The organism is Streptomyces sp. NPDC014995 (assembly GCF_043080745.1).
GTDB lineage: Bacteria > Actinomycetota > Actinomycetes > Streptomycetales > Streptomycetaceae > Streptomyces.
The window spans coordinates 1-21359 of the sequence record NZ_JBIBVX010000035.1 but is presented as its reverse complement, the minus strand read 5'-3'; the positions used below and the strand labels follow the sequence as shown (position 1 = coordinate 21359).

The window sequence follows — 21359 nt, the reverse complement described above, 5'->3', positions numbered from 1 at the left end:
CTCATCGCCTTCGCGATCCTCGCCCTGGGCCTGGTGGCCCTGGTGCGCTGGCTCGGCTCCGGACGACAGGAATCACTGCTGTCGGTCGAGAACACCGTCGGCGTCGCCAACCCCGGAGGCGACGCCGTATGACCACCCACCGATCGTGCTCTCTCAGCACACCATCCTGCGATCAGCGAAAGAGCCACGCGCATGACTGACACGCTCACCGCTCCCTCAGGGGAGTCGGCACTCCTCGAATCCGTCCCCCGCGGCTTCCTCGCCCACGACTGGCAACCCGCCACCGGCGGTCGCACCTTCGAGGTGCGCAACCCCGCAACCGAGGAAGTCATAGCCACCGTCGCCGACTGCGGCGCACAAGACGCGCTCAAAGCACTGGACGCAGCGGCCGCGGCCGCCGACCAGTGGGCCCGCACCAGCCCGCGGGAACGCGCGACCGTCCTGCACCGGCTCACCGACTCCCTGATCGAGCACCGTGAGCGTCTGGCCCGGATCATCACCCTGGAGATCGGCAAGACGATCACGGAAGCCCGGGGCGAGGTCGACTACGCCGCGGCCTATTTCCGCTGGTACGCCGAGGAGGCGGTCCGCCCCCACGCACGCAGCACCCCCTCCCCGGACGGCAGGAGTCACATCGTCACCGTCGCCGAACCGGTCGGGCCCTGCCTGCTGATCACTCCGTGGAACGTGCCGCTGGCCATGGCTGCCCGCAAGGCCGCCGCCGCCCTCGCCGCCGGCTGCACCGCCGTGCTCAAGCCGGCCGCGCTCACCCCGCTGTCCTCCCTGGTGCTGGGCGAGTTGGCGCGCGAGGCCGGCGCGCCCGCGGGTGTCCTGACCGTGATCACCAGCAGCGACGCGGCAGCGGTCAGCACGGCTCTGCTGGCCGACCCCCGGCTGCGCAAGCTGTCCTTCACCGGGTCCACCCCGGTCGGCAGGCTGCTGCTTCAGCAGAGTGGTGCCCGGGTGCTGCGCACCTCGATGGAGCTGGGCGGCAACGCGCCGTTCCTGGTCTTCGACGACGCCGACCTCGACCTCGCGGTCCGCGAAGCGATGATCGCGAAGATGCGGCTGGGCGGTCAGTCCTGTGTCGGCGCCAACCGGTTCCTGGTCCAGGAGCCAATCGCCGACGCGTTCGCCGCTGCCATGGGTGAGCGGATGGCCGCCACCAGGGTGGGACCCCCGGACCGGGAGGACACCGAGCTCGGTCCGCTGGCCGACCACCGTGCGGTGGACAAGGTCCGCCACCTCGTCGAGGACGCAGTGGCCCGTGGTGCCGTCGTCGTCGGCAAGGCGGACATCCTTGACGGGCCGGGCCACTACGCTGCCCCCACCGTGCTGGACCACGTCCCCGCCGACGCCGCGATCATGCACGAGGAAGTCTTCGGCCCCGTCGCCGCCATCCACCGGTTCTCCACCGAGGCCGAGGCCATAGCGGTGGCCAACAACACCGAGCACGGCCTCGCGTCGTACGTGATGACGTCCCACATCGACCGCGCCCGCCGGGTCGCCGCCCGTCTGCAGGCCGGCATGGTCGGCATCAACCGCGGCCTGGTCTCCGAGGTCGCGGCGCCCTTCGGCGGGATCAAGCAGTCCGGCCTGGGCCGTGAAGGCGGGCCCGAGGGCCTCCACGAGTACCAGCAGCTCAAGTACCTGTCCCTGCCCGGCTTCAACACCTGAGCAAGGCGGACTCCAGTGCAGGGGTCGCCCACGTGCCGGCCGGGCGACGCAGTGACCAGGATGATGATCCGTTCCGCGACGTCCACTGGCGGGGGCCAAATCCGCCCCGGGGCGGCCAGCCGGCGGCCTTGACACCGCCGGCTGGCCGCCCGCACGGATCTTCGGCAGGACGGCGCTGTGAAGCAATTCCCGCCGCCGGCACCTGCCTCGCAGTGCCTGGTCACCGACGGCAAGGGGCATCCAGCAACTGGGCAGGCGTCTGGGCGTTGAGCAGCCACGGAAGCCCGGTGGGGAGTCTCGGCTCTTCCTCACCGGGCCCGCACCATGCTCCGCAGGAACCCATGGCACCCCGCGGTCCGCGTGCCGTGGGGGCTGCCGTTTCCACGGACTTTGTGAAGGAGACGGTCAACCGCGGACGCCACCGACGAGAAGATCATCGCCGAGCTGACCCGCAACGCCCGCATCTCGTACTCCGAGCTGGCCGGCAAGGTGCTGTTGTCCCGCAATGCGGTGCGTCGGCGCATCGAACGGCCGGAGCGCCAGGGCCACATCACCGGCTACACCATCGTTTGCGTGTGCGACGAAATCGGCAATGTCACCTCGGCGCTGGTCCTCGTCCACCGCCAGGACCGCATGCGCGGAGGCGACGTCCTGGCCGCGCTCAAACGCGTCCCCGACGTCGTCGTCCGCGAGATCCTCAGCGGTGACGTCGACATCGTGGTGTGCCTGGAGGCGTCCTCGCTGGAACGCGTACGGGGCATCTGGGCATCGGGTGCAACGGGTGTGGCGCCATCGCTGAATGGCGCGATTGCAGCCTCAGCTCCGCACGGCCTCTGCTGACAGTGATCGTCTGTGCTTCGGAGGTCAGGTGCTCCCCGCGGCTTGAATACGAGCCGCTTGCCGCCGCGAGGGCGCACGTCCCGGAGCCCAGCCTGCTCGGACGGCTCGGCGTCGCACTCAGGACACTGTTAACTCGAACCGGGTGCGGCGCTCGGCCGCGAGGACGTCGGCGTGTTGGGCGACCGCCCGGCGGGCCTGCACGATCTCGCAGGCCTGCAGCAGTGCCATGGTCCGCTCGTCGCGCAGGTCGACCGGCGGGTGGAACCTGCGGTCGGCAGGCAGGCCGCAGGTGCGGCCGAAGGCGTTGGGGCAGGGGACCGTGTGCCTCCGCGAAGCCGGGTTGCGGTGCCCAATGACGTGGCCGTTCACGGGTACGCCGCCGACGCTCGCCGCACGGGTGGAAGCCGGCTCGCGGGTCAGCCGGAGCGGGGATGAGCCAGGTCACGCCGTAGCGGAGCCATCCGGTCGCGGATGCCGTTACCTCGTGCGCAGCGATCTCGTTGGTTGAGAATTCACCTACCGAGGTAGATCAAGTAAGGATCGCCTAAGTATAGTGGCGGAGCCCCCCATTGCCCACATCTGGCGCGCAGGGGCCCAAACCACCCTCTCTCGCATGACAGGACCTCCCATGCGTACGACCCCCCGTGGCGTCTTCGTGGCACTCGCTCTCACTCCGCTGCTCGCAGGCTGTTTCGTGTCCGGCGCGAAAGGATCGGATACGGAAGGCGGGTCGGCCGGTCGGCTGAGGGTCGCGCTCGCCCGGCCGCCGGTGCAGGCACTGTCCCCGTACAGCGACGACGCCACCTTGCTGAGCAAGCTCTCCGTCGTCGAAGGGCTCACCGCCCTGGACAAGAACGGCGCCGCCGCGCCCGCGCTGGCGAAGTCCTGGAAGCAGACCAACCCCACGACCTGGACCTTCGAGCTGCGCAAGGCCACCTTCCAGGACGGCACGCAGGTGACCGCCGACGCGGTCGTCAACGCCCTCGACCACGCCGACGCCGCAACGCCCAAGCCCCGCGTCCTCAGCGGCGTCACCCTCACCGCGAAGGCCGACGACGCCGACACGGTCACCATCAGCACCAAGGCCGCCGACCCGGTGCTCCCGCTGCGCCTGGCCAGCCCGGTGCTGGCCATCCTCTCCGCCAAGGCGTACGCGAAGGACGGCACCGCCAGCCCGATCGGCACCGGAACCGGCCCCTTCAGGGTCACGAAGCTCACCGGCAAGTCCAAGGCCACGCTCGACCGTTACGACGGCTACTGGGGCGGCAAGGCCAAGGCGCCCGGCATCGACGTGACGTGGATAGCCGACGGCACCGCCCGTGCCAACGCCCTGCGAGGCGGCGACGTCGACATCGCCGAGTGGATCCCCACCGCCCAGGCGAAGCTGCTGGACGCGAGAACCCGTCACGAAGTGCCGTCCGTACGGACCGACAGCCTCATCCTCAACACCGGCGACGGCCTGTTCACCGACCCGGCGCTGCGCGCGGCGGCCCGTGAGGCCGTGGACGGCTCGGCGCTCGTCGACTCGGTCTTCGGCGGGTACGCCGACCCCGCGCAGGGCCTGTTCGGACCCGCCGTGGCCTGGGCGGCCGACAAGCGTGTCGAGGTCACCGGCCGCGCCAAGCCCGCGACGACCGCGCAGGTCAAGTCCAAGACGAAGGGCAAGGTCCTGCGTCTGGCCACCTTCACCAACCGCGCGGAACTGCCCGAGGCCGCCACCGTGCTGCAGCAGCAGCTGGAGCAGGCCGGGTTCACCGTGAAGCAGGACGTACGCGAGTACACGCAGATGGAGGCCGACCTCCTCGCCGGCAAGTACGACGCCCTCGTCTTCTCCAGGGTGGTGCTCCTCGACACCGGCGACGCGGTCGCCTACCTGGCGAGCGACTACAAGAGCGACGGCGTGTACAACATCGCCCGTCTGAAGGACTCCAAGGTGGACCAGGCCATCAAGTCCGCCGCCGAGGAAGGCGACACGACGAAGCGACAGCGGAAGATCATGGCCGCCGAGGCGCAGATCCTGCGCACCGACGCCGTCGTCCCGCTGGTCCACGAGAAGGTCGTCCAGGGCATCGCCACCAACGTCGAGGGCGTGCTCCTCGACCCGCGCGAGCGCTCCCTGATCGACGTCGACACCCACCTGAAGTAGCGGCCGATGAGCGTCATGTCAGCTGGTACCGAGGCCCGCCCGTCCCGGTGGCGCGCGGGCCTCGGCCACCTTGTCGCCGGGGCCGCGCTGCTGACGGCCGTGGCCATGCTGCCCTGGCTGTCCGGCAACGACCCCGCGCTGACCGTCCTGCGGGCCCGTTCCGCCGACCAGGATCCGACGCCGGCGCAACTGGCCGCCGTCAGGGAACAACTGGGGCTGGACAAGGGACCGTTCACGCATCTCGCGCACTGGCTGAGCGGGCTGCCGCATGGCGACGCGGGCACCTCCTGGGTGTCGGGTGAGGCGGTTCTTCCCCTGGTGACGGGCGCCTTCGCGGTCTCCTTCACGCTGATGCTCGGGGCGCTCGTCGTCACGACCGCGGTCGCCGCGCTGGTCAGTGCCCGCACCCTGTATCTCGGCTCCCGGCGACGGCTGCACCGGGGGAGAGGGACCATCGGGGTCGCCGTCCTCGCCGCGCTGCCCAAGTTCCTGCTCGCCTCCCTCCTCGCCACCGTCTTCGGGGTCTGGCTGGGCTGGATCCCGTCCAGCGGGTGGGAGGGGCCGGCGTCGATGGTGCTGCCCGCGCTCGCCCTCGGGGTTCCGTCCGGGGCGATGATCGGCGGGCTGCTCGACCAGTCGCTCCCCGCCGCCTTCAACGAACCGTGGACCCGGACCTGGCACGCCTACGGATTCGCACCCCACCACGTCGCCCGGCACGCGCTGCGCCGCGCGCTGGCCGGGGTGCTCCCCCAACTCCTGCCGACCGTCGTGGGGTTGGTCGGCGGTGCCGTCGCGGTGGAGAAGATCTTCAACATTCCCGGCCTCGGCCGTCTCGCCCTGGACGCCGCCATCGCCCAGGACCTCCCGCCCCTGCGGACCGCGACACTCGCCCTCATCCTGCTCGGCGTCGTCGCCGGCCTCCTCATCCAGGCCCTGCGCCGCGCCCTGCTCGGCCCAGCCCTGCGGGACGGCGCCCTGCCCACCCTGCACGCACCGGCCGCTGCCCGAGGGCGCTTCACCCGCTGGGCCGCCATGGCCTGCGCCCTCGCCCTGCTCACTCTCGTCACCGCCGGGCTGCTCCGCGATCCCCTCCACGTGGACACCGCGGCCCGACTGCTCCCGCCCTCAGCCGCACACCCATTGGGCACGGATGCGCTCGGCCGCGATCTGCTCGCCCGCCTCGGCCACGGCGCGCTGCGCACAGTGGGCGCGGCCCTCGTGGTGACCGCGGTGTGCACGCTCACCGGGCTGCTGCTCGGCATGGCGGCACAGGTCGGCGCGGGGCTCACGGAAGTGGTATCGACGATGCCTGCCGTCCTCGCCGGAATGCTGACCACGGCGGTGACCGGCCCGTCGGCCTCGGGTGCCGCCCTCGCGGTCTGCCTGGTCGGCTGGACCCCCTACGCCGCCCAGGCCGCGGCCCTGCTCGAACAGGAACGGGCCAGCGGCCACATGCTCGCCTCCCTCTCCTTCGGCGCCGGCCCGGGCTACCTCCTCCGCCACCACCTGTTCCCCGCCGTACTGCCCCCCGTCCTGCGCAACGCCCTCCTGCGCCTGCCCACCACCGTCCTCGTACTGGCCTCCCTCGGCTTCCTCGGTCTGGGCGAACAGCCGCCCACCGCCGAGTGGGGCCGCCTGCTGTCGGAGAACCAGCCGTACGCGGAACTGGCGCCCTGGACCGTACTCGGCCCGGCCTGCGCACTCGTCCTGCTCTCCGTCCTCGCCCTCTCCGGCACGGACGCCGCGGCTGTGCGCGGCCCGGCGTCAGTCCGGGGCCGGATGTCCCGTCGGTCCCGTAGGAGAGGTGTGCAGGGGGAGGACAAGGTCAGTGCCGGGCGAACTGAACCCCGGTCGGTTGTATGACGCCGCCCCATCGCGGTCCCGGTGATGGTCAATGGGTGCGGCGACACCTGACCCGTCTCCGGTGCCCGATCCCCACCAGCAGCTGTGCCAGTTCCCGCAACCAGGTATCGGGCCGTTAGGTGTATCGACCCGATACCTGGGACCGGAGCAGCTGGGCTCGCGGCCGTCCGCGATGCGTCGGGTGCCTCCTGGGGACCGGTTGGCCGGTGCCACGGGGTTGACGGGCAGGTGGTCACCGGGGTTGAGGAGATAGCCGTCGAAGACCGGGCGGCTGCTCGGCCCGGGGATGTGGTGTGGAAGCCGTCGAGGGCGCAGCTCACTGGGAGTCGTTCAGGATCGTGGCTCGTTCACCCATCCCCGTGTGAGCCACCTGTCCAACTGGGCCGAACGTCCTGATGCGTGAAGTGGCGTTTGCGACACCCCACTCTGATGGCCTGTCAGACGCAGGAAAAGGGCATCGACCGGCACGGACCTCATGGGAGCCGCAGGACGTCGAGGGCCGTGAGTGCCACGTGCAGTTCGGTGCGCTGTTCGCCGGACTCGAGGTCGCAGTCGAGTATCCGCTCGATGGCGCGCAGTCGTTGGTAGACGGTCTCGCGGGACAGACCGCCGGAGCGGGCGGCCACCGTCTTGTTGCCTGCCGCGTCCAGGTAGTGGCGCAGGGTGGTCAGCAGGTCCGTGCCGTGGCGGGCGTCGTGGTCGGCGAGTCGGCCGAGCCGGCGTTCGGCGTAGTCCTGGATCCGGGTGTCGTCGCGCAGGGCGAAGAGAAGGCGACGCAGGCCGATGTCGGATCGTTCGTGGTAAGAGCGGTCCGGCGGGAGCGGCTGGCCGGGCTCGGTGGCTTCGGCGACGCGGGTCGCCTCACGGAAGGAGCGGGCGACGGCAGGGAGGTCTGCCGCCTCGCTGCCCGTGCTCACCATTGTCCCGGGAACCAGGTCGAGTGCGGTGCGGCTCAGGTGCTCGACGACGGGTCGCCACGGTTGCTCGGGGCGCAGGGACAGGAGGATGCCGAGGCGGGTCGGTGCGAGGAGGCCGACGAGGGCCTGTGTTCCCTTCTTCTTCAGCTCCTCGGAGAGGAGTTCCTCGGCTTTGGCCGTGTCGTCCTCGCAGGGGACGTCCGCGAGGACGGCGATGAAGCCGGAGCCCGCCGTGGGCAGGCCCAGCGCGGCGATCCGGGCCTCGGCGTCGGCGGGCGAGCGGTGGCGCTGTTCGACGAGGTCGCGCAGCACGCCGCGGTGTGCTGCGCGTTCCCACGGCGTGTGGTGGGTGAGACGGGCGATGGTCAGGGCCATCGCGGTTCTCTCCAGGACCGTGACGGCTTCCGGACCGAACGGGCCGAAGGCCGAGTGAGGGGCCGGGCCAGGCGGGGGCGGGAGCATGGCCACCCTGCCCCAGCGTTCGCCCTGGTACTCGACGGGCGCCACGAGCCAGCCCTCGGGGCCGGAGACGGTGGTGTGGTCGGCGGGCGGTGTCGCTCGGGAGCGCTGTTCCCAGGAGGTGAGCGCCGCCTCAGCCGTGTCACCGGAACGCTCGCAGACGAGTGCCTGGTGGACCAGGTTCTCCAGTACGACGGTGTGGCCGCTCATCTCGGCGGCGGCGCGTACGACGTCCTCGGGCCCGGCGCCGCGCAGGGTGAGGGCGGTGAACGCCTCGTGGACGCGCTGGGTCCGCCGCATCACCTCGGCCTGGTTGCCGAGGATGAACGCGTGGACGACCTGGGTGACCTCCAGGAAGTTGACGTCCTTGGCCAGGGTGACGAGGGGCAGGCCGCGGACCTCGCAGGCGTGGACCAGGGCGTCGGGCGGGCGGTGGTAGCGGCGGACCAGCTCGATGACCAGGACCGCCGCGCCGATGTCGGCGAGTTCGTCGACGTAACGGCGTACGCCCGCCGGCTCCTCGGGCAGAGGCATCCCGGTGGTCAGGACGAGTTCGCCGCCCTTCAGGAAGGAGGCGGGGTCGGTCAGTTCGGTGATGTGGACCCAGCGGACGGGGCGGTCGAGCCGGGACAAGCCGGTGACGACCTGGGGCTGTCCCGCGGCCAGGACGGGAAGGGCCAGTACGTCGGCCACGGTGAGCGGGCGGCCGGCGGTGTTCACTTCGCGGCCCGGCACGCAGGCGTCGGGGCCGTCGGCGCCCGGCCCTGGAGCCGTGGGGTGGTTCTCGCTCACGGTGCCTCCATGGGGGGTCCCGGCTCCGGTGAAGCCACAGAGCTCGGGAAGTGCCCCGTCACTCTGACAAGCGTCGCTGACCTGCGCAAGAGCCCGGAGACGGCAGCTACGAGGCGGAGGGGCGGGGTGAAGGGCCCGGCGCGGCTGACACAACGTCCGGATCTCGAGTCCCGGCCGGACAGATCGCGCGTTGGCGCGGCCCTGGTCCGCCGAGATGCTCGTCAGACCGCAGTACAACCGCAGCAGAACCGCAGCAGACCGAACACCGAGGCCGGGAGACGAACATGACCGCACTGTCGCCGCAGCTGCGCCAGGCCACGCCCGTGGTGGCGGTCCGGGGCGAGGGCGTCCACCTCTACGGCGAGGACGGGCGCCGCTATCTCGACTTCACCGCCGGCATCGGCGTCACCAGCACCGGGCACTGCCACCCCAAGGTCGTGGCGGCGGCGCAGGAGCAGGTGGGCACGCTCATCCACGGCCAGTACACGACGGTCATGCACCAGCCCCTGCGGCGTCTGGTCGACAAGCTCGGCGAGGTGCTGCCGGCCGGCCTGGACAGCCTGTTCTTCACCAACTCCGGCAGCGAGGCCGTCGAGGCCGCGCTGCGGCTGGCCCGCCAGGCCACCGGCCGCCCGAACGTCCTCGTCTGCCACGGCGGCTTCCACGGCCGTACGGTCGCCGCCGCCTCCATGACCACCTCCGGCACCCGCTTCCGCTCCGGCTTCTCCCCGCTGATGAGCGGCGTGGTCGTCACCCCCTTCCCGACGGCCTACCGCTACGGCTGGGACGAGGAGACCGCCACCCGCTTCGCCCTCCGGGAGCTGGACTACACACTCCAGACGATCTCCTCACCCGCCGACACGGCCGCGGTCATCGTCGAGCCGGTGCTCGGCGAGGGCGGATACGTGCCCGCCACACGAGCCTTCCTCGAAGGCCTGCGGGAGCGCGCGGACCGGCACGGCTTCCTGCTGATCCTCGACGAGGTGCAGACCGGCGTCGGCCGCACCGGCCGCTTCTGGGGCCACGACCACTTCGGCGTCACGCCCGACATCCTCGTCACCGCCAAGGGCCTGGCCAGCGGCTTCCCGCTGTCCGGCATCGCGGCCTCCGAGGAGTTGATGTCCCGGGCATGGCCCGGCTCCCAGGGCGGTACGTACGGCGCCAACGCCGTCGCCTGCGCCGCCGCCTGCGCGACCCTCGACGTCGTGCGCGACGAGAAGCTCGTCGAGAACGCCGAGGCCATGGGCGCGCGGCTGCGCCACGGCCTGGAGGCGGTGGCCGACCGTACCGCGGGAATCGGCGACGTACGGGGCCTCGGACTGATGCTGGCCACCGAGTTCGTCACCGAGGACGGCAGCCCCGACCCGGAGACCGCCGCCCGCGTGCAGCGGGCCGCCGTCGACGAGGGCCTGCTCCTGCTGCTGTGCGGGGCCTGGAACCAGGTGGTCCGCATGATTCCCGCGCTCGTGATCGACGAGGCGGCGGTGGACGAGGGTCTCCAGGCATGGGCGACCGCCGTCGAGGTCGGCACATCGGGAGCGACAGGGCGATGACGGACACCACCACGGCCCTGGAGCCGCTGGTCGCGCGGCTCGCCGAGACCGCTCCCGGCCTGCGGGTGGAGACCGGCCCCGGCTCCACCGGCCTCTACGCCTACGACGCCTCCAACTACCGGGTTCCGCCGCGGGCCGTGGTCTTTCCCCGCAGCGCCGACGACGTCGTCGCGGTGCTGCGGGCCTGCCGCGAGGCACATGTTCCGGTCACCGCGCGCGGCGGCGGCACCAGCATGGCGGGCAACGCGGTCGGGCCGGGCGTCGTCCTGGACTTCTCCCGCTACATGAACCGGATCCTGGACATCAACCCGACCGCGCGCACCGCGCGCGTCGAGGCCGGAGTGGTCCCGGACGCGCTGCGCGGCGCGACCGCACTGCACGGACTCACCTTCGGCCCCGACCCGTCCTCGCACAGCCGGCGCACCCTCGGTGGGATGATCGGCAACGACGCCTGCGGCAACCGGTCGGTGCGACACGGGCGCACCAGCAGCCACATCGAGGCGCTGGAGATCGTGACGGCCGACGGCGTGCGGGCCGTCGCCGACCGGACCGGCCTGCGCGCGGCCGATCCGAACGACACGGACGCAGTCGAGCGGGTCGCCCGCCTCGAAGCGGACGTACGCCGCCCGATCGAGGCCGATCTGGCGCCGATCCGTACCGAGCTGGGCCGCGTTCCGCGTCAGGTGTCCGGCTACCAGCTGCACCACCTGCTGCCCGAGCACGGCTTCGACATGGCCCGCGCCCTGGTGGGCACCGAGGGCTCCTGTGCGGTCGTCACCGCCGCGACGGTCCGCCTGGTGGCGACCGCACAGGCTTCCACCCTCCTCACCCTCGGCTACGACGACGTGGTCGACGCCGCCGAGGACGTCCCCGAGATCCTCCGCCGGCACCCCACCGCCGTCGAGGGCATGGACGAGGCCATCGTCGCCACCATGCGCGCCCGCCGCGGCCCGGACTCCGTCACCGGACTCCCCGAGGGACGCGCCTGGCTGTACGTCGAGCTCGACGGCGACGATCAGGCGGTCGTCGACGCCCGCGCCGACGAACTGCTGGAGGTGCTCAAGGCCCGGGGCCGGATGACCGGCGGGCGGGTCGTGCACAGCCCGGCCGAGCGGCGCTCGCTGTGGCGGGTCCGTGAGGACGGGGCGGGGCTCGCGGCTCGTCTCGTCGACGGCGGGGAGTCCTGGCCCGGCTGGGAGGACGCCGCCGTCGCGCCCGAGAACCTGGCCGCCTACCTGCGGGACTTCCGCAAGCTGCTGGCCACGCACGGCCTGACCGGCGTGCTGTACGGGCACTTCGGCGCCGGCTGCGTCCACGTCCGCATCGACTTCGACCTGGCCACGGATCCCGGGCGGGCCGCCGCCCGCCGGTTCCTCACCGAGGCGGCTGCCCTGGTCGTCGAGCACGGCGGGACGCTGTCGGGCGAGCACGGTGACGTGGACAGCTTCACTCGCGCCTTCCGCCCTGAAGTGGCCGGGGCCGCGAGCCGCGTACTCGCCGACGCCGGCATCCCTTGCACGGCACAGGACGGCCTGTGCTGTGGTCTGACCTGGGTGAGCACCGGACAGCTGTCGCTCGCGCGCCGCATCATGGCCCGCACCGTCGCCCACCTGGACAACGGCGACGACCGGCCGATCGTGGTGGCCGAACCCAGCTGTGCCGCGGCGCTCAAGCGTGACGTGCCCGAACTCCTCGGCACCGACGCCGCGCGGCGCGTCGCGGCCCGCGTCCACACCCTCACCGGAGCCCTGACCGACCTCGCCACCCCCGGCTGGGCGCCCCCGGAGCTGCCGGACAACGTGGTCCTGCAGACCCACTGCCACGAGTACGCCACCTTCAAGGGCCGTCACCCCCGCGACCTGCTCGGCCGCCTCGGCGTACACAAGATCGACGAGGCCGAGGGCTGCTGCGGGCTCGCCGGAAACTTCGGCTTCGAGGAACAGCACTACGACACCTCGATGGCCGTCGCCGACCTCGCCCTGCGGCCGCGTCTCGACGACGTGGACCCCCATACGCCGGCCGTCGTCGTGGCCGACGGCTTCAGCTGCGCCACCCAGATCGACCACCTCGCCGGTGACCGGGGCATCCGCGCCCTGCACCTCGCGGAACTGCTCGACCCCGCCGCCGACCGGCCCGGACAACCAGGAGAGAACTCATGACCGACACGCCCACGCAGTTGTTCATCGGTGGTGCCTGGGTGGATGCCGCGGACGGCGCCACCATGCCCGTCGACGACCCCGCCACCGGGGAGATCCTCTGCCACGTCGCCGACGCGGGTGCCAAGGACGCGAAGCTCGCCGAGGAGTCGGCCGTGCAGGCGCAGGAGGAGTGGACGCGTACGGCGCCCCGGGTGCGCAGCGAGATCCTGCGCCGTGCCTACGAGATCATCCTCGAGCGCACCGACGAACTCGCCCACCTGATGACGTCCGAGATGGGCAAGCCGCTGGCCGAGGCCAGGGGAGAGGTGGCGTACGCGGCGGAGTTCTTCCGCTGGTTCTCCGAGGAGGCCGTGCGTATCGACGGTGGCCTCGCCACCTTGCCGGACGGCCGCAACCGCATGCTGCTCTCCCGTCGCCCGGTCGGCCCCTGCCTGCTGATCACTCCGTGGAACTTCCCGTTGGCGATGGGCACCCGCAAGATCGGCCCGGCGGTCGCCGCCGGCTGCACGATGGTGCTCAAGCCGGCCCCGCAGACCCCTCTCTCCAGCCTTGCCCTCGCCGCGATCCTCAAGGAGGCCGGGCTGCCGGACGGCGTGCTGAACGTCGTCACCACCTCCCGCGCGGGGGAGGTGTGCGAACCGCTCCTGCGCGGCGGGCGGATTCGCAAGCTCTCCTTCACCGGCTCCACGGCCGTCGGACAGCTGCTGCTCGCCCAGAGCGCGGAGGCGGTCGTACGGACCTCGATGGAGCTGGGCGGCAACGCCCCGTTCATCGTCTTCGAGGACGCCGACCTGGACAAGGCCGTGGACGGGGCGATGGTCGCCAAGATGCGCAACATGGGCGAGGCGTGCACGGCCGCCAACCGTTTCTTCGTGCACCGCTCGGTGGCGGAGGAGTTCGGGCGGCGGCTGGCCGAGCGGATGGGCGCGCTGATCGTCGGCCCGGGCACCCGGGACGGCGTCGACGTCGGCCCCCTGATCGACAGGAGGGGACGCGCCAAGGTGGAGGAACTCGTCGCCGACGCGGTGGAGCGCGGGGCGCAGGTACTCGTCGGCGGCCGTACGCCCGAAGGCCCCGGCTGCTTCTACCCACCGACCGTGCTGGCCGACGTCGATCCCGGCAGCCGCCTGATGGACACGGAGATCTTCGGCCCCGTCGCCGCGATCCTCACCTTCGACGACGAGGACGACGTGATCCGCCGGGCCAACGACACCCCCTGGGGCCTGGTCGGCTACGTCTTCACCGAGGGCCTCGACCGTGCCCTGCGGGTGAGCGAGCGGCTGGAGGTGGGCATGGTGGGGCTGAACACGGGTCTCGTCTCCAACCCCGCCGCACCCTTCGGCGGCGTCAAGCAGTCGGGGCTGGGCCGCGAGGGTGGCCGGGTGGGGATCGACGAGTTCCTGGAGTACCAGTACCTCGCGGTGCCCGTGAGCTGACGGCGGTCATGCCCTGACCGCGCCGCAGCACGCACCGTGACGAGGCCCCACCCGTGCCCGGCCCTCCACGCCGCCGGGTGCGGGTGGGCGGCCCGTGATCTGTCCTCGGCGACTGCCTCGGCAGCCGGCGACTCCCGCAGCTTCTCCTGCCCGGGCCCGGGGATCGACCGGGGCCGCGGCCATGAATCTCTCAAGTCCAGGAAAGGAAAGACATGTCGCTCCTGAAGACCATCGACACCGATCCCTCCTTCGCTCCGCGCAAGTCCGGCCCGCTCCCGGAACGTCTGGTGTCCGGCGACCCCGCGTTCATGACCTGGCCCCAGGACATCGCCCGCGGGGAGATGATCCATACGGGAGTCTGGGAAGCGACGCCCGGCGAGACGCGCTCGATCAAGGGCGAGACCTTCGAGTTCTGCCACATCCTCGCCGGCGTCGTCGAACTCACGCCGGAAGGCGGCGAGCCCGTGGTCTACAAGGCGGGCGACAGCTTTGTCATGAAGCCGGGCTTCGTCGGTGTCTGGAAGACCATCGAAACCGTGCGCAAGATCTACGTGATCGTGAAGTGACGCCGGGAGCGTCGTCAGGCCAGGTGCCGGGCGGTGATCTCCGCCGCCGTCTCGGAGACCAGCCGGCCCAGCTCGGGCAGCCGGTCGGGCTCGAAGCGGGAGTCGGGCAGGGAGACGGCCACGGCGGCCAGCGGTGTGCCCTCACCGTCGAGCACGGGTGCCGCGATCGCGCAGATACCCTGCAGATACTGGTTGTGGTTGACGGCGTAGCCACGCTCTCTCACACGGCGGAGCTCCGCGCGCAGTTGCCCCGGGTCGGTGATGGTCTCCTCGCCGTACCCCTCCAAGGTCCCCGCGGTGACCTCGGCTATCTCGGACTTCCCCAGATGGGCGAGGACGGCGTTCCCGGCGGCCGTGGCGTGCAGGGGCGAGGTGTCGCCGATGGCGTGGAAGGTGCGTACGGCGTGGTCGCAGTCGACGCGGTCGACGACGACCATGGCGTGCAGGGCGTCCGGTACCGACAGGTGGATGGTCTCGTTCAGCGCGTCGCGGAGCCGGATCATGGGTTCACGGGCCGCGGCGAAGAGGCTGGAGCCCTGCAGTGCGGCGGGTCGTACGGCCAGGACGCGGGCGCCGACCTCCCAGCGGGTGGTGTCCTTGCGGTTCGCCCGCAGCCAGCCCGCCTCGTTGAGGGTGACCAGCGTGCGCTGCACGGTGGACTTCGGCAGCCCGAAAATCTTCGTCAACTCCCCGACGGTCACGGGTTGATGTCTGGCGACTGCCTCCAGAACCCGGAGCGACCTGGTGACGCTCTTCATTTCCATTCGATGCCCCCTCGGACCTGCGGATCCCTGGTTCTCATTGCCTCTTGACTCCAGCACGGAGTCACGGTCACCATCTGTGCCGGATTCCAGCATAGCGTGCCACGATGTGGAACGCGGTAGGAGTCGGTCGATCAGTGGACCGTCCCTGAGGTGCGCCGGGGTCCTGATTCCCCGCGGCGATGGACAGCGGTAGGGCCTTGAGCAGGCCCGCCGTGCCGCGTGGTGCGGCCGCCCTGTGCCCGACCTTCCGTCGGTCGGGCACAGGGCGGTGGCTGCCGTGACACAAGGCTGAGGGTCGGCCTCGCGTGCTGACGCGTGCGAGGCCGACCCTCGGTCACCGCTTGCGGCGGTCTACTGCCGTTCAGGCGCCCAGGCGGCGCTGTGAGATCTCCGCGGCTGTGTCTGTGACGAGGCGGCCCCACTTGGGTGTCTGCTCGCCGTCGTACCGCGCCTCGGGCATGGAGATTGCCACCGCTGCCAGCGGGGTGCCGTGCTCGTCGAGCACGGCGGCGGCGACGGCGCAGACGCCCGGCCGGTACTGGTTGCGGTTGACCGCGTAGCCGTCGGTGCGGATCCGGTCCAGCTCGGCGCGCAACTCGTCGGGCTCGACGGGCGTCGTGTCGCTGAACCGCTCCAGCCCGGCCGCGACGAGCTCTTCGACGTCCTGCCCCGGAAGGTGGGCGAGAACGGCGCGCCCGACGGCGGTGGCGTGCAGGGGCGAGGTGTCGCCGATCGTGTGGAAGGTGCGTACGGCCTGGTCGCAGTCGACGCGGTCCACCACGACCATGCATTGCAGGGCGTCCGGCACCGACAGGTGGATGGTCTCGTTCACCGCGTCCCGGAGGCGAACCATGGGTTCACGGGCCGCGGCGAACAGGCTGGAGCCCTGCAGTGCGGCAGGGCGTACGGCCAGGACGCGGGCGCCGATCTCCCAGCGGGTGGTGTCCTTGCGGTTGGCGCGCAGCCAGCCGGCCTCCGCCAGCGTGACCAAGGTGCGCTGCACGGTGGACTTCGGTAGTCCGAAGAGCTTCGTCAACTCCCCAACGGTCACGGGCTGATGCTGGGCGACCGCCTCCAGGATCCGAAGCGACCTGGTGACGCTCTTCATTTCCATCCGGTTTCCCCCTGTTAATCCACAAAATTTCTGCTGGACATCCTCTTGACGCCTCCCCGAAGCCACTGTCATTCTCTGTGCCAGATTCTAGCACAGCATTCCACATAGTGGCACGGCCTTGGGGGGATCCCCCGGAAGTGAGCCGGACTGCGAGGTGCGGCGGTTGCGAGCCGCAGGTCCCCAAGGAGGACCTGGCTCCCGCTCAAACCATCCCGAATCGAACATTCTCGCGTCGAAGGCCCAGCATGCGCCTCGGCGATACGAAAGGAAAGCCCTGTGTCAGCTGCCAGGAAGCGCGTCGCGGTGGTCGGGGTCGGAACGATGGGCAGCCAGGCAGCCTGGCGGCTGACGGCCCGCGGCGCCGAGGTCGTCGGCTACGACCGGTTCGCCCCCGGCCACGACCGCAGTGCCGCCGGCGGCGAGTCCCGGATCTTCCGCAGCGCGCACTTCGAGGACTCCCGGTACGTCCCGCTCCTCAAGCACGCCGACGCCCTTTGGGAGCAGCTCCAGCAGGAGACCGGCCGGGAGCTGCGCCGACTGACCGGATGCCTGCTCATGGGGCCCACCGAGCACCAGCAGATGGCCACCGTCCTTCAGTCCATCGCCGAACACGACCTCGACCACGAGGTTCTGGACGCCGAGACGCTCGCCAAGCGCTTCCCGCAGTACCGCATCGAGGACGGCGACGCGGCCGTGCTCGACCGCCGCGCCGGCTTCATCCGCCCGGAGCTGACCATCCAGACCGCAGCCCGCCGCGCCGAGCAGCTGGGCGCCGTGATCCACCGCTACAGCACGGTCCGCGAGATCGTCCCCGTCGCGGGCGGCGTGGAGATCCGCACCGACTCCGGCAGCGAGCGCTTCGACACCGCCGTCGTCACGCCCGGCCCCTGGGTCAACGACCTGCTGCCCGAGCTGCCGTGGGAGGTGGAAGTCCGCCGCATCATCAGCGCCTGGTACGTGCCCACCGCCCCCGACGCCTGGTTCGGCGAGGAGCGCCCGGCGTTCATCCGCACGGCACCCACCCACTGCTACGGCCTGCCCTCCCCGGACGGCATCTCGGTCAAGCTCGGACTGTCCCGCGCGCTGCACCGGCTCGCCGGCGACCCCAACCAACTGGACCGCACCGTGCGGCCGGACGAGCTGGAGATCTTCTCCGAGCTGATCGGGCGTTACCTGCCCGACCTGCACCCGGACCCGACCCGCCTCTCCGTCTACATGGAGGGCTACACCGAGAGCAGCCGTCCACTGGTCGGCCCGCTGCCCGGCGCCGAGAACGTCATCCTGCTCGCCGGCTTCTCCGGGCACGGCTTCAAACTCTCGCCCGCCTTCGGTGACATCGCCGCGGACCTCGCGCTGGACGGCGCCTCGTCCCAGCCCATCGACTTCCTCTCCACCGTCGGCCGTACGGAGGCATGACCATGCAGGACACCACCCTCTGTCTCGGCTCCCTTCAGGCCCGGCCCGGCACCAAGGCGCGCGGCACCGTCCAGGCCGATCTCGGCACCCTCACCGCGGACATCCCGGTGACCCTGGTCAACGGAACCCGCCCGGGCCCCCGGGTCGTCATCACCGCCGGTGTGCACGGTGGCGAGTTCACGCCCATCGAGGCCGCCGCGCGCCTGGCGGACCTGCTGGAGCCCGGCGAGGTGAGCGGGCAGGTGATCGTCTGTCCGGTCGCCAACCCGCCCGCCGTGTACCAGGGCCGGCTCAACGTCTCCCCGGTGGACGGCGTGAACCTCAACCGCGTCTTCCCCGGCGACCCGGCCGGCGGCCCCACCGAACGGCTGGCCGCCTGGCTCTTCACGCACCTCGTCGACGGCGCCGACGTCTACATCGACCTGCACTGCGGCGGCATCGACCAGGTCCTGCGGGACTTCGTCGGCTACCGCCTCACCGGTGACCCGGACCTGGACAAGGCGACGGCCGAACTGGCAGGGTCCTTCGGCATCCAGGACGTCATCCTCGGGCTGACGCCCGAGGGCGGCAACAGTCACGCGGCCGCCGCCCGCCGGGGTATCTCGGCGGTCCTCGTCGAGGTGGGCCAGCTCGGCCAGCGGGACGAGGCCACGGCCCTCCGCCGCGTCGACGGCCTGCTGAAGGCACTTCGCCATCTGAGCGTCCTCGACCAGGACGGTTCCGCTCCGGCACCGATCCGCGAGTGGGTCTGGTCCGCCGGCGTCACCGCCGAGGCCACCGGCCTGTGGTACCCGGAGTTCTCCTTCGACGCCGACGTCATCGGCGAAGTCGCCGAGGGAGACCTCCTCGGGCGCATCGTCGACCCGACCGACGGCACGGAGCACACCGTCCACGCCCCGGCCGACGGACGGATCTTCTACGGGATGCATGCCCTCACGGTGGCCACCGGCGCCGAACTCGCCGCCCTCGCCGTCCCGTGGAACCCCGACACGGCCGCGCGGGCCGACACCTTCCGGGCTCCCGGTCTGGGTGCCGGATCCGACGAGGCGGATCCCCGCCCCTAGACCCCCATTTCAGCCGCCCCCCTTTCCACGTCCCAAGCCGACCCTTCTCACGGCCAGTATCACCAGGAGGCACCAAATGAAAGATGCCCGAATAGACCGCAGACTGTTCCTGAGAGGAATCGGCGGGGTCACCGCGGGTGTCGCCGCCGCGACCACCCTGAGCGCCTGCGGTACCGGCACCAGCCGTGCCTCGGCCGGCGGCGGTAAGGGCGGCAAGACGGTGGTCGTCCGTGACAGTGGCGGTTCCTATGGTGCGGCGCTGCAGAAGGCGATCTACACGCCGTTCACGCAGGAGACCGGCATCCAGGTGAAGGTGCTGAACCTGGACGACGCTCCGCTGCTGGCGCAGATCAAGCAGGGCCGCCCGCAGTGCGACCTCATCAACAACTCGATGATGTCCCACACGAAGTACGTGAAGCAGGACGCGCTGGAGGCGCTGGACCTCGACCGGATCAAGAGCGTGAAGAGCGCGAAGATCCCCGAGAACCAGATCACCGAGCATGCTGTCGGCAGCAGCTTCTACGGAGCTTGTATGGCGTACCGCACGGATGCTTTCGGGGGTAAGAAGCCGGAGTCGTGGGCGGACTTCTGGGACACCGGAGCGTTCAAGGGCGGCCGTTCGATGTGCAACCCGGACGGTGACCTGCCGGAGTTGGAGTTCGCGCTGCTGGCCGACGGTGTCCCGATGGACAAGCTGTACCCGCTGGATGTGGACCGTGCTTTCAAGGTGCTGACGCGGCTGCGGGGCGACATCAAGAAGTTCTGGGACAGCGGCCCGCTGCCCGGTGTGCTGCTCAGCCGCCAGGAGGTCACGATGTCCACCGTGTGGGACGGCCGGCTGGCTGACCTGCAGAAGCAGGGTGTTCCGGTCGCACGGCAGCTCAACGGTATGCGCCGGCAGTTCCAGGGCTATGCCATCGCCAAGGGCGCGGCCAACGTGGACAACGCCTACAAGCTCATGGACTTCTCTCTGCGGGCGGAGAGCCAGGCCGCCCTGGCGAAGGCCTTCCCGTCGAACCCGTCGTCCCCGCTGGCCTACGCGAAGCTCACCGAGGACGAGCGCAATGCGCTGGCCGGTGCGCCGAAGTACTACGACAAGGGTTTCGACACGGACATCGACTGGTGGCTGAAGAACGAATCGGCCGTCACCAAGCGCTGGTTGGAGTGGGCTCGTGGCTGAATTCGGTATCGCGGCACCGTCGGTGAAGGTGGCCGGCGCTAAGGCGGCCACCGCGACCGGCAAGGCGCTGTCGGTAGTGGCATTGCGCAAGACCTACGGGGACGTGGTCGCCGTCGACGAGGCGTCGATGGAGATCGCGGCGGGGGAGTTCGTCACCTTCCTCGGCTCCTCCGGGTCGGGCAAGACCACGACGCTGATGATGATCGCCGGGTTCTGCGAACCCGACTCCGGCACCATCACCGTCGGCGGCCGCGACGTCACCCACCTCGCCCCGCAGAAGCGAAACCTCGGCTTCGTCTTCCAGCAGTACCTGCTCTTCCCGCACATGACCGTGCAGGAGAACGTCGCCTTCCCGCTCACCCTGCGCGGCGTGCCCAAAGACGAGATCCGCCGCCGGGTCGGGGAAACCCTGGAGATCGCCGGCCTGTCCCGCTTCGGCGGCCGCAAGCCGCGTGAGCTGTCCGGCGGTCAGCAGCAGCGTGTGGCTCTGTGCCGGGCACTGGTCTACCGCCCGCCGGTCATCCTCATGGACGAGCCGCTCGGCGCCCTGGACAAGAAGCTCCGCGATCAGCTCCAGGTCGAGATCAAGACCATCCAGCAGGAACTCGGCCTGACCGTCATCTACGTGACGCACGATCAGGAAGAAGCGCTGGTCATGTCCGACCGTATCGCGGTGATGCGCAACGGTCTGATCGAGCAGTTCGACACTCCGAGGGAGCTGTTCGAGCGGCCCAGGACCCCCTTCGTCGCGGACTTCCTCGGCGCGGCCAACTTCCTGCCCGGCCGCATCGAGCAGCACGACGGCGAGCACACCCTCGTCCGCCTCACCCAGTCCGGTGGCCTGCTCAAGGCCCGCCGCCACGACCTGCCCTCCGGCACCGAGGTCAAGGTCGCCGTCCAGCCGGGCCGGCTGCGGGCCTGTGCCGCCGATGACGGGTTCTGTACCGGCACGGTCGAGACCGCCACCTACGTCGGCACGCTGGTGCGCGCGGGGGTGCGGATCGACGGCGGTCAGGCGCCGCTGCTGCGCCTGGAGGTACCCGCAGGCCGCGGCCCGGTCGCCGGCGAGCGAGTCGGCATCTGCGCGGACCCCGAGGACGTCAACCTCTTCCCCACCGACGAACAGGCGGGGTGAGTCATGGCCGCCACCCTTACCGTCAACGCTCCCGCCCGTCCGCGCAAGCTGCTGGCTTCGCGCCGGACGCGGGTCGGGATCCTGTACGCGCTGCCGGTCGTCGTCTACCTGCTGGTGCTGTTCGTCTACCCGATCTTCTCCACGCTGCTGCTGAGCCTGAAGAACGCCGACGGCTCGTTCACCCTGCACTGGTACGCCGACGCACTCACCGGCGTGAACCTGTCGGTGCTGTTCACCACGCTGCGGATCTCCGCCGAAACGGCCGTGCTGAGCCTGGT

General features: G+C 71.0%; 14 protein-coding genes and 2 pseudogenes. 13 read left to right on the top strand and 3 right to left on the bottom strand.

Translation table 11 applies throughout. The features are described from left to right. Positions 1-192 precede the first annotated feature (192 nt). The 4 genes and pseudogenes from ACF1A1_RS38740 to ACF1A1_RS38725 all read left to right on the top strand — a co-directional run bounded on the left by ACF1A1_RS38740 (position 193) and on the right by ACF1A1_RS38725 (position 6526). Positions 193-1677: an NAD-dependent succinate-semialdehyde dehydrogenase gene (locus tag ACF1A1_RS38740; protein WP_392006832.1), complete on the top strand. Its 1485-nt coding sequence runs from the start codon at positions 193-195 to the stop codon at positions 1675-1677. Positions 1678-2103: 426 nt separating this feature from the next. After that, positions 2104-2517: pseudogene (locus ACF1A1_RS38735) on the top strand (AsnC family transcriptional regulator); the annotation flags it as partial. A gap of 628 nt (positions 2518-3145) precedes the next feature. Further along, positions 3146-4663, top strand: a complete 1518-nt coding sequence (locus tag ACF1A1_RS38730) for an ABC transporter substrate-binding protein (RefSeq protein WP_392006830.1) — start codon at positions 3146-3148, stop codon at positions 4661-4663. Positions 4664-4678: 15 nt separating this feature from the next. Continuing rightward, positions 4679-6526, top strand: coding sequence for an ABC transporter permease subunit (locus ACF1A1_RS38725; protein WP_392006828.1), 1848 nt, complete (start codon positions 4679-4681; stop codon positions 6524-6526). A 473-nt stretch (positions 6527-6999) separates the two neighbouring features. Here ACF1A1_RS38725 and ACF1A1_RS38720 read toward each other — a convergent pair whose 3' ends face one another. Beyond that, positions 7000-8694: a PucR family transcriptional regulator gene (locus tag ACF1A1_RS38720; protein ID WP_392006826.1), complete on the bottom strand. Its 1695-nt coding sequence runs from the start codon at positions 8692-8694 to the stop codon at positions 7000-7002. Positions 8695-8978: 284 nt separating this feature from the next. Between ACF1A1_RS38720 and ACF1A1_RS38715 the strand changes: the two genes are divergently transcribed. From ACF1A1_RS38715 to ACF1A1_RS38700, 4 genes are all read left to right on the top strand, one after another. Continuing rightward, positions 8979-10247 (top strand): aspartate aminotransferase family protein, encoded by a 1269-nt coding sequence (locus ACF1A1_RS38715; protein ID WP_392006824.1) that lies wholly within the window; start codon positions 8979-8981, stop codon positions 10245-10247. Next, a complete protein-coding gene (locus tag ACF1A1_RS38710) occupies positions 10244-12406 on the top strand; it encodes an FAD-binding and (Fe-S)-binding domain-containing protein (RefSeq protein ID WP_392006822.1) in 2163 nt (720 codons plus the stop codon). Before ACF1A1_RS38715 ends, ACF1A1_RS38710 begins: the two co-directional genes overlap by 4 nt. Continuing rightward, positions 12403-13842: an NAD-dependent succinate-semialdehyde dehydrogenase gene (locus ACF1A1_RS38705; protein WP_392006820.1), complete on the top strand. Its 1440-nt coding sequence runs from the start codon at positions 12403-12405 to the stop codon at positions 13840-13842. The genes ACF1A1_RS38710 and ACF1A1_RS38705 overlap by 4 nt, the downstream gene beginning before the upstream one ends. A 212-nt stretch (positions 13843-14054) precedes the next feature. Then, complete coding sequence (locus tag ACF1A1_RS38700; RefSeq protein WP_392006818.1) at positions 14055-14408, top strand: cupin domain-containing protein; 354 nt, start codon at positions 14055-14057, stop codon at positions 14406-14408. 14 nt (positions 14409-14422) lie between these two features. Here the strand turns inward: ACF1A1_RS38700 and ACF1A1_RS38695 are convergent, their stop codons facing one another. Beyond that, the gene (locus tag ACF1A1_RS38695) at positions 14423-15166 is read right to left on the bottom strand and encodes an IclR family transcriptional regulator (RefSeq protein WP_392006836.1); all 744 of its coding nucleotides are present in this window, start codon (positions 15164-15166) and stop codon (positions 14423-14425) included. 367 nt (positions 15167-15533) lie between these two features. Continuing rightward, the gene (locus ACF1A1_RS38690) at positions 15534-16280 is read right to left on the bottom strand and encodes an IclR family transcriptional regulator (RefSeq protein WP_392006834.1); all 747 of its coding nucleotides are present in this window, start codon (positions 16278-16280) and stop codon (positions 15534-15536) included. A gap of 282 nt (positions 16281-16562) precedes the next feature. Between ACF1A1_RS38690 and solA the strand changes: the two genes are divergently transcribed. The 5 genes and pseudogenes from solA to ACF1A1_RS38665 all read left to right on the top strand — a co-directional run. Further along, on the top strand, positions 16563-17702 hold the full coding sequence (solA, locus tag ACF1A1_RS38685; RefSeq protein ID WP_392006816.1) for an N-methyl-L-tryptophan oxidase: 1140 nt from the start codon (positions 16563-16565) through the stop codon (positions 17700-17702). Continuing rightward, positions 17699-18766, top strand: coding sequence for a succinylglutamate desuccinylase/aspartoacylase family protein (locus ACF1A1_RS38680; RefSeq protein WP_392006814.1), 1068 nt, complete (start codon positions 17699-17701; stop codon positions 18764-18766). The genes solA and ACF1A1_RS38680 overlap by 4 nt, the downstream gene beginning before the upstream one ends. A gap of 76 nt (positions 18767-18842) precedes the next feature. Further along, positions 18843-19946, top strand: a complete 1104-nt coding sequence (locus tag ACF1A1_RS38675) for an extracellular solute-binding protein (RefSeq protein WP_392006812.1) — start codon at positions 18843-18845, stop codon at positions 19944-19946. Beyond that, entirely contained in the window at positions 19939-21081 is a 1143-nt protein-coding gene (locus tag ACF1A1_RS38670; RefSeq protein ID WP_392006810.1) for an ABC transporter ATP-binding protein, read from the top strand. The genes ACF1A1_RS38675 and ACF1A1_RS38670 overlap by 8 nt, the downstream gene beginning before the upstream one ends. Before the next feature lie 3 nt (positions 21082-21084). Continuing rightward, positions 21085-21359, top strand: a pseudogene (locus tag ACF1A1_RS38665) (ABC transporter permease); the annotation flags it as partial.